The organism is Serratia sp. BNK-33-b (assembly GCF_048684565.1).
In the GTDB taxonomy this organism is placed as follows: Bacteria; Pseudomonadota; Gammaproteobacteria; order Enterobacterales; family Enterobacteriaceae; genus Serratia; species Serratia marcescens.
In genome coordinates, this window is sequence record NZ_JBLQTZ010000001.1 from 354,881 (window position 1) to 368,559 (window position 13,679).

12 protein-coding genes and 1 tRNA gene are annotated in these 13,679 nt (G+C 56.2%); all 13 read right to left on the reverse strand.

Annotation, left to right across the window (positions count from 1 at the left end):
- Positions 1 to 370 precede the first annotated feature (370 nt).
- The gene (gene prmA, locus ACMGGK_RS01665) at positions 371 to 1,252 is read right to left on the reverse strand and encodes a 50S ribosomal protein L11 methyltransferase (protein WP_016930246.1); all 882 of its coding nucleotides are present in this window, start codon (positions 1,250 to 1,252) and stop codon (positions 371 to 373) included.
- 11 nt (positions 1,253 to 1,263) lie between these two features.
- Positions 1,264 to 2,709 (reverse strand): sodium/pantothenate symporter, encoded by a 1,446-nt coding sequence (gene panF, locus ACMGGK_RS01670; RefSeq protein ID WP_004936863.1) that lies wholly within the window; start codon positions 2,707 to 2,709, stop codon positions 1,264 to 1,266.
- The gene (locus tag ACMGGK_RS01675; protein WP_004936865.1) at positions 2,699 to 2,941 is read right to left on the reverse strand and encodes a YhdT family protein; all 243 of its coding nucleotides are present in this window, start codon (positions 2,939 to 2,941) and stop codon (positions 2,699 to 2,701) included. Before ACMGGK_RS01675 ends, panF begins: the two co-directional genes overlap by 11 nt.
- Before the next feature lie 219 nt (positions 2,942 to 3,160).
- Positions 3,161 to 3,237 (reverse strand) — tRNA-OTHER (locus tag ACMGGK_RS01680).
- A gap of 197 nt (positions 3,238 to 3,434) precedes the next feature.
- Positions 3,435 to 4,640, reverse strand: a complete 1,206-nt coding sequence (locus tag ACMGGK_RS01685) for an MDR family MFS transporter (RefSeq protein ID WP_016930245.1) — start codon at positions 4,638 to 4,640, stop codon at positions 3,435 to 3,437.
- A 47-nt stretch (positions 4,641 to 4,687) separates the two neighbouring features.
- The gene (locus ACMGGK_RS01690; RefSeq protein WP_420276636.1) at positions 4,688 to 6,919 is read right to left on the reverse strand and encodes a hypothetical protein; all 2,232 of its coding nucleotides are present in this window, start codon (positions 6,917 to 6,919) and stop codon (positions 4,688 to 4,690) included.
- The gene (locus tag ACMGGK_RS01695) at positions 6,919 to 7,872 is read right to left on the reverse strand and encodes a lactate/malate family dehydrogenase (protein WP_420276637.1); all 954 of its coding nucleotides are present in this window, start codon (positions 7,870 to 7,872) and stop codon (positions 6,919 to 6,921) included. Before ACMGGK_RS01695 ends, ACMGGK_RS01690 begins: the two co-directional genes overlap by 1 nt.
- A gap of 25 nt (positions 7,873 to 7,897) precedes the next feature.
- Positions 7,898 to 8,965 carry a cupin domain-containing protein gene (locus ACMGGK_RS01700; protein WP_028127541.1) on the reverse strand — a complete coding sequence of 356 codons (1,068 nt, stop codon included), beginning with the start codon at positions 8,963 to 8,965 and terminating at the stop codon, positions 7,898 to 7,900.
- A 419-nt stretch (positions 8,966 to 9,384) separates the two neighbouring features.
- Positions 9,385 to 10,734, reverse strand: a complete 1,350-nt coding sequence (gene accC, locus ACMGGK_RS01705; protein WP_004936886.1) for an acetyl-CoA carboxylase biotin carboxylase subunit — start codon at positions 10,732 to 10,734, stop codon at positions 9,385 to 9,387.
- A 12-nt stretch (positions 10,735 to 10,746) separates the two neighbouring features.
- Positions 10,747 to 11,214: an acetyl-CoA carboxylase biotin carboxyl carrier protein gene (gene accB, locus ACMGGK_RS01710; RefSeq protein ID WP_004936889.1), complete on the reverse strand. Its 468-nt coding sequence runs from the start codon at positions 11,212 to 11,214 to the stop codon at positions 10,747 to 10,749.
- Positions 11,215 to 11,246: 32 nt separating this feature from the next.
- Entirely contained in the window at positions 11,247 to 11,699 is a 453-nt protein-coding gene (gene aroQ / locus ACMGGK_RS01715) for a type II 3-dehydroquinate dehydratase (protein WP_337055535.1), read from the reverse strand.
- Positions 11,700 to 11,986: 287 nt separating this feature from the next.
- Positions 11,987 to 12,586 (reverse strand): protein-methionine-sulfoxide reductase heme-binding subunit MsrQ, encoded by a 600-nt coding sequence (gene msrQ / locus ACMGGK_RS01720; protein WP_016930241.1) that lies wholly within the window; start codon positions 12,584 to 12,586, stop codon positions 11,987 to 11,989.
- Positions 12,587 to 13,588, reverse strand: coding sequence for a protein-methionine-sulfoxide reductase catalytic subunit MsrP (msrP, locus tag ACMGGK_RS01725; RefSeq protein ID WP_016930240.1), 1,002 nt, complete (start codon positions 13,586 to 13,588; stop codon positions 12,587 to 12,589).
- Positions 13,589 to 13,679: the final 91 nt, after the last annotated feature.

Here is a 13,679-nt window from a genome sequence, read left to right on the forward strand (position 1 = left end):
GTCCGCAAGGGCGCGTATATTACGCATTTTTGCGCCGAGATGAAAGGCCAAACTTTAACCAATTGGCTCGCTATTAGGGCAAAAAATGCGCTGCGCAGTGATTCATAAAAATATTGTATATATTTTACAATGAGTTGACGAAAAGCGCTTGTTTTGTGTGCGGTAAAATATTCGCCTTTGCACAGGATATTATCTGCATTCGCCCGCTATTTTTGCCGGGATAGCCTGCCTGGAAGGCGCATTGTCAGGGCGATCCATCGTTGAAAGGCGAAAAATTGCATAAAATTTTGTCTTGCCCGTGGCCGATCGCCGGACAAAAAAAATCCACCGGCGAGGGGCCGGTGGATGAGGGAGCAATATACCGTGGCGCTTATTTACGGCGGCCGGTGATACGGCACCACTCTTCGCGCTCGGCGACCGGATCGAGCGTGAACTTCTCTTCGTAGGCTTCCGCTACGCTGCTCGCCTGGCTGGCCAGCACGCCGGACAGCCCCAAATGACCGCCGGCCTTCGGCAGGCAACCGATCAGCGGCGCCAGTTCGCGCAGCGGGCCGGCGAGGATGTTGGCGACCACCACGTCCGCCAGCAGGTCCGCCGGCTGGTCTTTCGGCAGATACAGCTCCAGACGCTCTGAGACGCCGTTACGCTGCGCGTTGTCGCGGCTGGCCTGAATGGCCTGGGGATCGATGTCGATGCCGATAGCGCGCGCCGCACCCAGCTTCAGCGCGGCGATCGCCAGAATGCCGGAACCGCAGCCGAAGTCGATGACGGTTTTGCCGGCCAGATCGAGGCCGTCCAGCCACTGCAGACACAGCGCGGTGGTCGGGTGGGTGCCGGTGCCGAACGCCAGGCCCGGATCGAGCATCACGTTAACCGCGTCAGGATCCGGCACGTCGCGCCAGCTCGGGCAGATCCACAAGCGCTCGCCGAAGCGCATCGGGTGGAAGTTGTCCATCCATTCGCGCTCCCAGTCCTTGTCTTCCAGCTGTTCTATCTTGTGGCGGAAACCGGCGCCCAGCAGCGGGTGCTGCTCCAGCATCGCCACCACCTCGGCCATATCGGTTTCCGCGTCGTACAGGCCGATCACATCGGTATCGCCCCACAGCAGGGTTTCACCCGGCAGCGGCTCGAACACCGGGTTGTCGTGGGTGTCCTGGAAGGTCACCGACACGGCGCCGCTTTCCACCAGCGCGTCGCTCAGGTCTTCCGCCTGGCTGCCGGTGGTGTTCAGTTTGAGTTGGATCCAAGGCATAGCAATTCTCTTCAAGAGGGTAATGATGACGCCGCCCGGCGCTTTTCGCCGACGACGTTACCGAGATAAAACGCCAACAGGCTGAGCAACAGCGAAGGCACGATAGGATGCAGCCCCGCCGGTTGCAGGTTGAAGCTGGCCAATAGCGTATAGCATACCGCACCCGACACCATTGAGCTAAGCGCTCCCTGAGCATTGGCGCGTTCCCAATACAGACCCAGCACCAGCGGCCACAGGAACACCGCCTCCAGCCCGCCGAAAGCCAGCAGGTTGAGCCAGATGATCATCTCCGGCGGGCGCCAGGCCGCCAGCAGCACCAGCAGGCCGAGGATCAGCGTGGTCAGGCTGGAGAAGCGCTTGATCAACCGCTCGTTGTGGATCTGCTGCGGCCGCACGCCCAGGTAGAGATCCTTGATGATGGTGGCGGAGGACTGCAGCAGTTGGGCGTTGATGGTCGACATGATCGCCGCCATCGGCGCCGCCAAAAAGATCCCGGCGGCGTACGGCGGCAACACGGTGATCATCAGCGTCGGGATCACCTGGTCGGGGATCTTGAGATCCGGCAACACCGCGCGGCCGAGCGCGCCGGCCAGGTGCATGCCGAACATCAGCACCGCCACCACCACGGTGCCGAGCAGAATGCCGCGATGCACCGCCTTGCTGTCCTTGTAGGAGATGCAGCGCACGGCGGTGTGCGGCAGGCCGATCACCCCGAAGCACACCAGGATCCAGAATGACGCCATAAACGGCAGACTGAGGATCTGATCGCCGCCCTGCGGCGACACCAGCGCCGGATCGATCTGCTGCAGTTTGCTCACAGCGCTGTCCAGTCCGCCGGCGGCATGGATCACCGCCACCAGCAGCAGCACGGTGCCGAGCAGCATCACCAGCCCCTGCATGGCGTCGTTCAGCACGCTGGCGCGGAAGCCGCCGAAGGCGGTGTACAGCGCAATGCTGATGCCGAAGATCAACAGGCCGGTGTCGTAAGGAATGCCGGCGGCGGTCTCCAGCAGGCGTGCGCCGCCGATGAACTGCACCGTCATGGCGCCGAGGAACGCCACCAGCAGGCTGAGGCTGGCCAGCCACACCAGCAGGCGGCTTTGGTAGCGGCCATACAGCATGTCATTGAGAGTAATGGCGTTGTAGCGCCGCGCCAGGATGGCGAATTTCTTGCCCAGCACGCCGAGCGACAGCCACACCGCCGGCAGTTGGATCATCGCCAGCAGCACCCAGCCCAGGCCATATTTGTAGGCGGCGCCAGGCCCGCCGATAAACGAACTGGCGCTGATGTAGGTGGCGGTCAGGGTCATCGCCAGCACAAAGCCGCCCATCGAGCGGTTGCCGAGGAAATATTCGCTGAGGAAGTTTCCGTTCTGGCGGCGCCGATAGGCGTACACCGACAGGCCGAACACCAGCAACAAGTAGGCGACCAGCGGCAGGATCACTTCAGTTTGCATCGCGGTCCTCCAGCGAAATGTCGCGGAACACCGTGCGCACCATCAGCCAGCACAGGCCGATGAACAGCAGCGGCACCAGCAGGCAGGCCATTTCGAACCAGTGCGGCAGGCCGGTGACGCCGATGGCGCTGTCCGGCAGGTAGGCCGCCAGCCCCCAGGCCAGCAGGTAGAGCAGCGTCAGCCCCAGCGCCCAGCGCGCTTCGCGGTGCGCCTGAATAAAGCGTTTGTCCATCAGTGTCCCCCATAGGTTTACGATGATGGCTTGTGACAAGAACAGATGAAGGAACAGGATTGTACGGAATGTGCGGCGTTTGGCTAATAAATTATTCACCTTTCCGGTGAACGCAACGGGGCGATGGAAAGAAAAGAGAGGGGTAAATATATAAATTTTTGCCGGTTTATTTCGATGAGAAAATAATTAAAGAGAATGGGAAAGGAATGGGTTTTATATTGGTTGGCGCAACCGGAATCGAACCAGGTGACCTCTGTGAAGTATGACACAGCGCTCTACCACTGAGCTACACGCCTGCAATAAACAAATTTATAACATCTCCTAATCATTCATGTAAATAGATTTCTTTTATTTTTTTGGCATTAAATAAATCGTTCGATTAAATAATAACCTGCATATCCTTCGCTATTTATTTACTGTGATTAATATCACGATAATGCCGCCCCGTTAATGTGCTTAAACAAGGGCGGCGTTAATTAGCGGATTAACAATGTCACACGGTTATCGTTCTTTTCTCAGATATTCTTTCTGAAATAGTATAAAGAACGATGACGCCGATGCATAAAAAGAACATCACGGCATACAGGGCGCCACCGCCACCTTGTTTTAACAGCAAACCGCCGACAAAAGGGGCGAGCGCCAGGCCAAATTCGTAAAACGTGGCGGCACCGAAGTAAGCCCCTTTTAGGTTAGCCGGCGCCATACGATCAATTTGTATATTGAGCGTAGGGAACAGGATGACTTCACCGAGGCTGAGCAGGAACATGGCGACCAACCACAGCCCCCAGCTTTCACTGGAAACCAGCAGGAAGACAATTTGTGAAAGCGCGAGAAAGAACACGCCCAGGCTGGTTTTCAGTGCCAATGACATGCGACGGGTAAAGCGCTCGGTGAAATACTGCAGCGTTATCACCGTGGCTGCATTGATGAATATCAGCACGCTGAGCAGGTATTCGGGGTTGTGCACCTGGCTGATCATGAGGTATTGCGGCAGCGTCACGTCGATCTGCCCGTAGACCAGCATCACCAAAATGTTGGCGACAACCAAAACCTTGAACGCCTGATCGTTCCAGATAATCCGCAAAGAGCCAATGAACGAGAAGGTGGCGTTGCGCGTTTCTTTACCGTGCCCCGCTTTGAATACCGCGAGCACCAGCAGCAAATAGCAAAGGAACGACAATGCGGTGACGAAGAAGGTGGCCTTCTGCGCCGTCAGCCCGAGAGCGACACCCACTAATGGGCCTACGGCTGCGCCCACGTTCATCAGGAAGTAGCGGATGTTCAACGCGCGTTCTCGCTCTTGCCTGTCATGGAGAATATCGCCGATCACCGCTTTGCTGGCGGGTTCGATCAATGAGCGCGAAATGCCATTGAGTAAAATACCGACAAAATACCACGCCGGTGAGTTGGCCAACGCAAGTACGCTAAATGAAATGATAGCGGCAATTGCACCGAGAATAATCAACGTGCGACGGCCATATTTGTCTGAAGCGCCACCGAAGAGATAGCCGAAAGAAATAGACACGATAAGTGATACGCTCATCATGACGCCGATTTCCACCGGAGTCATCGCGTAGTTATTTCTCATGAGAATGGTAATGAATGGCCAAATCATGAAAAAGCAGGCGCGCGTCAAAAACGTCCCGATAAAGATAACCCATATTTCTTTTGGGAAATAAGGGATGAATGTTGACCTCAAGGCGGTTTCTCCTTAAATGTTGCTCGTCGTCTGTTGAACCGAGTGTATTACACCTTTTCCAAACTTTCCTTTTCCCATCGGTTAGCCAGAGTGAGTAACGGCGTCACTCCGGCCTCTCTAATCCTCGCGATGAGATTTTTCCGCTGATCGAAGATAACCGGATGCGGGCTGATGCCTTGAATAATCGCGGCGACAGTCGCCGAGACTGGCGCGCTATGCGCCAGCGTTGGAATCGCCAGAACGTTCATGCAGTATTCAAACATGGAATCGACGGAGTTCAATTTACCCAACATCAAGAACGTCATTTCATCTCCGACGAGGGTAGCGCCAAGGCTGTCGAATATCATTTTGACTTGCGCTACGGGCTTCTCTTTCAGATGGAAACTGAGCAGTGCGCGGAACTGGTCGCGATTCAGACGGCCCTGTTTCATCTCGTCATTCAGCATGGCGAGTGCCTGGCGTACATAATTTTCCTCTTCGTTGAACAGATCTGCCGAAGCGCAGCGGAAATGCTGTTTGAGGAAATACCAGTGAAAGACATATTTGCCGTCGAATTCGAGGCGAACAACGTTGGTGAAGTCTTCCAGATCGTGCCGTTCCGGGTGGAATTCGCTGAGATCGCAACGAATATCGATGCCGGAAGAGGAGGCGATTCTGCGGCAAATGGTGGCGATATCAGCTTCGCCCAATAGCGCTTGCAGCATATGCTGCATGTTGTTACCGCCGGCGGCCAACTCGCAATAGGCGTCTTTGCCTGGCGTCAGGTATTTGATTCGGCTGTCGCGTGCATTGAGTGATGAGGCAATCTCAGCCCACTGGTTATGTACTTCCTGGCTTCTGATCGTTTCCAAACGAGGGTTTTTTTCATAGAACGCGATGACGCGCGGATCGACAGCCAGGCCGCTGCGTTTGAGTATTCCGGCGTCAAGCTGCGCGCTTGCTTGGTTTTTCACCAGGACATTGATGAAGTTGCGCAGCGAACTCTCCCCGCAATCTGAGAACGAGACGTCAGAATCCGGCGCGGGGCGGCAGGTTTTGGTGATGCACAGCGGCGGAAAATAGCGGCCGTACACTTCGCGATCGTAGTAGTCATGGCAGCGATCGGGGAAGTGCGTCTCGCCCGTCGCCGTTTCGCCGAACAGCTCCCCGCTCAGCTCCCGCAGTTGCTGCATGTAGGCGGTCAACTTGCCGAAGTTACCCTTGCATTTCAGCCACAGCGACGCGTTGAGCAAATGAAACACCTCTCTGTCGTGCCCGGCGGTGCGGCTGGCCGCGATCAGTAAACGACATAAATTGTGCAACTCGGCCAGCAAGCTGTCGCGATCTGCACAGTGGATACCGACGTAATCCTGCACACGTCGCGGCAGATAGCGGTGATACTTGTTGAAAGGCAGATGCAATGCAATGAAGTCGGCGCTGAATCCCTCAGTTTGCAGCCGTGCGACGGTGCTTTCGGTAAAACTTTCCGCCAGCATGCTGGCGCGCAAGGTGGCTTCATCTTTTTGCCGGCGGGCATGTTCGACGGCGGCCTGCGCGTTTTGCCAGGCGGGGAACAGGCCGGCTTGATGCACGGCTTCTTGCTGCGCCGCATTCACGCGTGCTTCCAGCTCGGCGATTTCGGCATTGAGCGCCAACAGTTGCGCCTCTTTATTTTCCGCAGCGCTCTTGCCCAGCGCTTTTTTACCGGCTTTTAGCGCGGCGATCGCGGTTCGAAGTGGCGGGATCCGTGACGGCTGCGCTTTGGCGGCATTTTCCGCCTGTTGCAGGATCTGGTTCAGCGCTTTTTCTTGCGCTTTCAAATGGGCGCCGAGGGAGAGCGCTTCGCGTTCTGCGGCCGCGATCTGCGCTTTTGTGTCCTCGAACTGTTGCAGCACGCTGTCGCAAAGCCGGCGTATTTGCACAGAAAGCCGATGTTGCTGCTCAATGGCAGCGTGAAAGTCCGTTTCATCTCGTACATGCTGATATAACGAGGCGATATCATTGTCGGTGAAACGCTGGCTGCTCATGAAAGCCACCAGCCGTGCAAGGGTAGAGGGGGAAAACCAGGTGAACGGGTTCTTCACCTCTTTGCTTACGTCAAACTCGACCAGGTCAGTACGGTAGAACAACGCGCGCGCCACCTGGCCGATCGGGTGATCGGCGCCAAGAAAACGGTAATACTTTTCCGCGAGTTCGTTGTTGCACCAGAGCACCCCGAACAGTGGCGAAAGAAAACGATACTCAGGGCGTAACGGCATGTAGAGATCGCGGAAAGTCTGTCTGGTTTGATCGGTCGTCATCAGCTAAAACCTTGGATGATGTTTTTTAACTTGAGCGCCGCCTGGTGGATTTGTTGTTGTTCATCCTGATTGGGCATCAGCGACAGCGGCGTAAAGACGTCGTCGCGCAGAGCCAGCGGCCAGGACATGAACACGCCCAGTTCCGGCAGCCAGACCGAACCGCAGCAGGGGGTTTCGTCCCGTTGGATGATGCGCTCAAGCAAGATAAGAATGGAGGCGGACGGGCCATATTTAGGAGGGCGCCGCATTTTGTGAAATATGTCCAACCCTTGATTGCGGGTATCGGTGACGATTTGCGTCAGCGCCTGTGCCGAAAGTACCTGGTTCAGCGGTCCCTCGTCGGTTGTTACCTGGCTGAGCAAGGGCACCAACCCGGCGCCGTGCTCGCCGCAGACTGTCAGGCTACGCGTGTCGATGCGCTGCATGTCGATCCCGGAAATGCGGCAGATGCTTTTCAGCAGCCTGGCGGTATTGTGCGCGGCGCCGATACCTATCACCCGGCAGCGAGAGTCGAGCAGGATTTTATCGATGTAATAGCTGATGCTATCCACCGGATTGACCGCATTGATGATGTGACAGCCGGGAGCAATGAAGGGTTTGGCTCGGCTAAAAATGGCCTCGCTGAGCCGTACGTGATCGTCCAGCAACGCCTGGCGGTCATGCATCGGAAAGGTTGAAGGCACGCCATAGCAACAGAGGATCACGCCAGCCCCCTCGATGTGGCGGTAGTCATCCGTCACAACAATCTTGGGTAAAGACGTTCGGTTATGGCGTGAGAAGAGCGCTTCCGCCAGCAGGCCATCAAGAATATCTTCGCAAACGGCTGAATACTTTTCGGTATTTCGGCAGATGATCACGACTTCATTGACGCTGCCACGTCGCTCGGTCGTACTTAACAGCGCGTTTAGCGTCTCTTGCCCAATGCCGCCGAATCCCAATAAAACAATTTTCATGACTGCTCCTGATGACCTGCCCGGCTTATGCTTCGATCAGTTCGGCCAGTCTTGCATACTGCTTCTCAACCATGCTCCACCCTTTATCGAGTACGGCTTTGACACGCTGGAATTGTTCTTCGGTCATCCCCTTGAAGAACGCTTTATCCACTTCCTGGTGATCGCCATCGAATTCGGAGTGATCCTCGAAATGGTTCTGTTTGCTCGGATCGAACACGTGTTTGATGTTGTTATAGAAAACGAAAGCCGAACCTTCGATGACAAAGTGCACCAGGATAGCCTGTTCCAGATTATCCAGCGTGATCATCTGGTGGTTGAACCAGATGCACAGTGCTTCAAAGATCGCGTCTTCGCGAACTTGGAGGTTATCGCGGCTGTTGCGCAGCACTTCGTCATGGCCGAATTCTTCTTTCAGATGCTCACTGAAGAAACGTGAGAAGCGAACGTCTTCACACAGTGCGCTACGCAGCAGCACCATTTTTTGGAACTGATCGGACAGGATCTGCAGGTAGTCCAGGAACAAGGATTTTTTCGCCTCGGAGAACGTTTTATCCTTGGCGAATGCGGTAAAGATCTTGTTGTCCTGGTAGCGTTCGATGTAGCGGGCGTTATGCGCTTTAAGCTGATGGTAGTAAGCGTAGGGATCTTGATCGAAAGTCACCAGCGGCTTGCTTGGGTCTTCATAGAGCCCGCGCTCCTCAAACTGGATTGACAGCCCCCAGTAGCCGTTGTCGCCCGCGCCGATGAAGCCGTGATCCGCGCCTGGCGGAATGCAGATGACATCGCCTGGAACGGCCCGGCGGTCAACGCCGTCTCCCAGCAGGATCGCTTCCCCTTCACAAATGATATACAGCGAAGATATTGGATGAACATGCACATCCAGCTTTTCGTTTTTCGCCAGACGCACCCAGCTTACTGCCAGGCGTGCCTGTTCGGGAATAAAGCGGTTCATTTCCTCATTGGCGCGGAAATTCTTCACTTCGCCCAAAAGCTTCTCAATCCCGTTTTCCTTAATGCTTTTTATGGTTTCCATGTCAGCACGGTGGTACTGGGAAAACACGGGCTTACGGTCGTATTCAGTTACATGGCTCATTAAGACATACTCATCTAAGTCAATAAAAAGGATAAATAAAAAGAGAAAAAGAGCGCGCTGCATTCGATCGACGGCGACAATAGCACGGGCTATCACCGAGCGGATGTGATCGGGGTCAAGCTTTGTAATTAATACGTTAATTTTGTTAAAGCTTATGGCGTGTGAAAATGCGATGGGTTGAGTTTTTTTCTTGCTAATATTTATTTTCAAGCTATGGGTTAAATATTTTTTATTTAAAAACAGTGTGTTATGTTTTTTGTGGTGATATGGGGGAGGTGCTCGATAAATGTGAAGAGAAAGTTATCTGTGAAGGTTTGGTTCTATTTTGCGCGATTGAATGAAAAAAATCAGGCGGGCGTGAGAAAAGAAAAAGGCCGGTGATTAACCGGCCTTTCGTCAGACGATGCTGCGTGGCTGCCTTAGGTTTCCTGCAGACCCAGCTTCTTCTCCAGATAGTGGATGTTGGTGCCACCGTGCTGGAAGTTTTCGTCGTTCATGATCTTCTGCTGCAGCTCAACGTTGGTTTTGATGCCGTCGATGATCAGTTCAGCCAGGGCGTTTTTCATGCGGGCGATCGCCACGTCACGGTTTTCGCCGAAGGTGATCAGTTTGCCGATCATGGAGTCATAGTACGGCGGTACGGTATAACCGGCGTAGATATGAGATTCCCAACGCACGCCGAAACCGCCTGGCGCGTGGAAGCGGGTGATCTTGCCCGGGCTCGGCAGGAAGGTGTTCGGATCTTCGGCGTTGATGCGGCATTCTACCGCGTGGCCGTGGATCTTCACTTCTTCCTGTTTGATCGACAGCGGCTGACCGGCAGCGATGCGCAGCTGCTCTTTGATCAGATCCACGCCGGTGATCATTTCGGTAACCGGGTGCTCTACCTGAATACGGGTGTTCATTTCGATGAAATAGAACTCGCCGTTTTCATACAGGAACTCGAAGGTGCCCGCACCGCGGTAGCCGATTTCCACGCAGGCTTTCGAGCAGCGCTCGCCGATGTAGCGGCGCATTTCGCTGGTGATGCCCGGTGCCGGCGCTTCTTCGACCACTTTCTGGTGGCGGCGCTGCATGGAGCAGTCGCGCTCGGCCAGATAGATGGCGTTGCCCTGGCCGTCGGCCAATACCTGAATCTCGATGTGACGCGGATTCTCCAGGTATTTTTCCATGTACACCATGTCGTTGTTGAAAGCCGCTTTGGCTTCCGCTTTCGTCATGTTGATGGACTGCTCAAGGTCTTTGTCGCTGCGCACCACGCGCATGCCGCGACCGCCGCCGCCGCCGGAGGCCTTGATGATCACCGGATAACCGATGCGCTTGGCGAAGGCACGGTTTTTATCCATGTCGTCGGTCAGCGGGCCGTCGGAGCCCGGCACGCATGGCACGCCGGCTTTTTTCATGGCGTTGATCGCGGAAACCTTGTCGCCCATCAGGCGGATGGTTTCGGCTTTCGGGCCGATGAAGATGAAACCGGAGCGTTCAACCTGCTCGGCGAAGTCGGCGTTCTCGGACAGGAAGCCGTAGCCAGGGTGGATCGCCACCGCGCCGGTGATTTCCGCCGCCGAGATGATGGCCGGGATGTTCAGGTAGCTTTTTACCGATGGCGCAGGACCGATGCAGACGGTCTCGTCGGCCAGCAGCACGTGTTTCAGATCGCGGTCGGCCGCGGAGTGAACCGCAACGGTCTTGATGCCCAGTTCTTTACAGGCACGCAGGATGCGAAGCGCGATCTCGCCTCGGTTGGCGATAACAATTTTATCAAGCATGGGGGCGCCTCGTTATTCGATGACGACCAGCGGCTCGTCATATTCGACCGGCTGGCCGTTTTCCACCAGGATGGCTTTCACGACGCCGGACTTGTCCGCTTCGATCTGGTTCATCATTTTCATGGCTTCAACGATGCACAGGGTATCGCCGGCGTTCACTTTCTGGCCCACTTCCACGAAGGCTTTCGCGTCCGGGCTTGGGGTGCGGTAGAAGGTGCCTACCATTGGGGAACGAACGACGTGGCCACTCACGGCCGCCGGTGCTGCAGGGGTTTCTGCCGCAGGCGCGGTGGCAACGGCGGTAGCCAGGGCTGGCTGCTGCTGTGCCGGCATCGCGTAAGCCTGCTGCATGACGGGATAAGCCTGCGCCGGTGCGGCACGGCTGATGCGAACCGATTCTTCGCCTTCAGAGATTTCCAGTTCAGAAATGCCTGATTCTTCAACCAGTTCGATCAGTTTCTTGATTTTACGAATATCCATGAGTGTGATTCCGTACTCTTTTTGTGGAGCAATTAGTGGGTTTTCGACAGACGGTTAACCGCTGCCTGTAAAGCGAAAGCGTAGCCATCCGCGCCGAGGCCGCAAATCACGCCTACCGCTACGTCTGAGAGATAAGAGTGATGGCGGAAAGGTTCGCGGGCGTGCACGTTGGACAGGTGGATCTCGATGAACGGGATCTGCACCGCCAGCAACGCATCGCGCAACGCCACGCTGGTGTGCGTGAACGCCGCCGGGTTTATCAGAATGAAATCGGTGTTGCCGCGCGCCTGATGGATGCGATCGATCAGCTGATGCTCGGCGTTGGACTGCAGATGGCTCAGGGTAATATCCAATGCGGATGCCTGGTTTTCCAATCCGTTAACAATCTCTTTCAGCGTCGTGCTGCCGTACTTCTCCGGCTCACGCGTCCCCAGCAGATTGAGATTGGGGCCGTTCAGAAGCAAAATGTGAAACTTATCCGCCATTGTGCTGGTATCTCCGGCAATAAAACCATCATCGTAGAAAATAACCCGATGTTACCGATTTGTCACCTGTTAAGGGGCAAATTCACCCTGAGAACAGAAACAAGGTCGGGCATTATAACGATATCGTAGCAATTCGCAGCTAAATACTGGTCTTATCAGCGAAGATATTCAACCCCAAATCGACCAACTCGGGGGGCCGCGACGGGAATATGAGCGCTGGAACACAGAAAAAGTTCCCGACGGCGGCGTGCGTTTTTCTACGGCGATAACGCGTATCGCCGTGGGATTCAGCGCCACCAGGCGCGGAATTTCTTGTAACGCAGGCCCAACAGCGCCACCGCCAACAGCGCGTAAATGAACGGCTGGGGAGAAAAGGTTTTGACCGACCACAGGTAGTGGATGGGGGCGAGGATCGCCGCCAGATAGACGAAGTTGTGCAACGTTTGCCATTTGGCGCCCAGTTTGCGCATCGCCCACAGCGTCGACGTGGCCGCCAGCGCCAGCAGGATCAGCCAGGTGAGGATGCCGAGCGTCAGATAGGGCCGGTTCACCAGTTCGCTGCCCAGCAGGCCGAGATTGCTCAGCCCCAGCTCCAGCGTGGAGTAGCTTATCAGGTGCAGCGTGCCCCAGGCAAAGCACCACAGCCCCACCAGACGGCGACAGCGGATCAGTAGCGGCTGCCGGGCGTAGCGCGCCAGCGGGGCGATAGCCAGCGTGGCCAGCAGCAGTTTCAGCGTCATCCTGCCGGTGAAATGCTGGATGTCCTTGGACGGATCGGCGCTGAACCAGCCTTGATCCACTGCCAGCACCAACCACAAAAAGGGCAAAAACGCCGCCAGATGCAGGGCGGCTTTCAGCCATTTGATATGAACAGGCGTCAGGCGCACTTAGAAATTCTCCCGCAGATCCATGCCGCGATACAGCGACGCTACCTGGTCGGCATAACCGTTGAACAGCAGCGTCGGTTGGCGTTTGACGTCGAGAATGCCGCCGGAGCCGATAAAGCGCTCGGTGGCCTGCGACCAGCGCGGATGATCAACGTGCGGATTCACGTTGGCGTAAAAACCGTACTCGTTCGGTGCGGATTGGTTCCAGGTAGTCGGCGGCTGATCGCGCACCAAACGCATATGCACGATCGATTTGATGCCTTTGAAGCCGTATTTCCACGGCGTGATCAGCCGCAGCGGTGCGCCGTTTTGCGGCGGCAGGGTTTTGCCGTATACGCCGACGGTCAGCAGCGCCAGCGGATGCATCGCCTCGTCCAGCCGCAGCCCTTCGACGTAGGGATATTTCAGGCCGCCGCCGATAAAGCGATCTTTCTGGCCAGGCATCTGCTCCGGATCGTACAGCGTCTGGAAGGCCACGTAGCGCGCGTTGCTGTTCGGTTCGGCCAGCTTGATCAGCTTGCCCAGTTCGAAACCGATCCACGGCACCACCATCGACCAGGCCTCGACGCAGCGCATGCGGTAAATGCGCTGTTCCAGCGGGAAACGCTTCATCAGATCGTCGATATCCAGCGTGATCGGTTTCGCCACTTCACCATCGATGCGCACTTTCCAGCCTTCGGTCTTTAGCCCGCCGGCGTTGGCGGCCGGATCGGCTTTGTCGAGGCCGAACTCATAGAAGTTGTTGTAGCCGGTCACCTTGTCTTCCGGCGTCATCGCCAGCTGCGCCTGCCAGGCGGCCGGTTTGCTGAATGCCAGCGCTTTGCCCGGCGGCGCCTTGGGGCGATCGTTGCCCTTGAACCACGACAGCAGGTCCGCCTGCGCGCCGGTAGGCAGCGCCAGCGTAGCGGCGGTGATGCCGAGCGCCTGCAGCACCTTGCGCCGCTGGTGGAACACGCTCTCCGGCGTGACGTCGGCCTCGGTTAATTTCGGGTGTTTGTTCATGCTTATGTTCTCCGCGACTGATGCCCGCCGTCCGCGAGCGGCTGACGGGTCTTCATGAAATAAGCATGGCGCTAAAGCCGGCCGGAAGCGA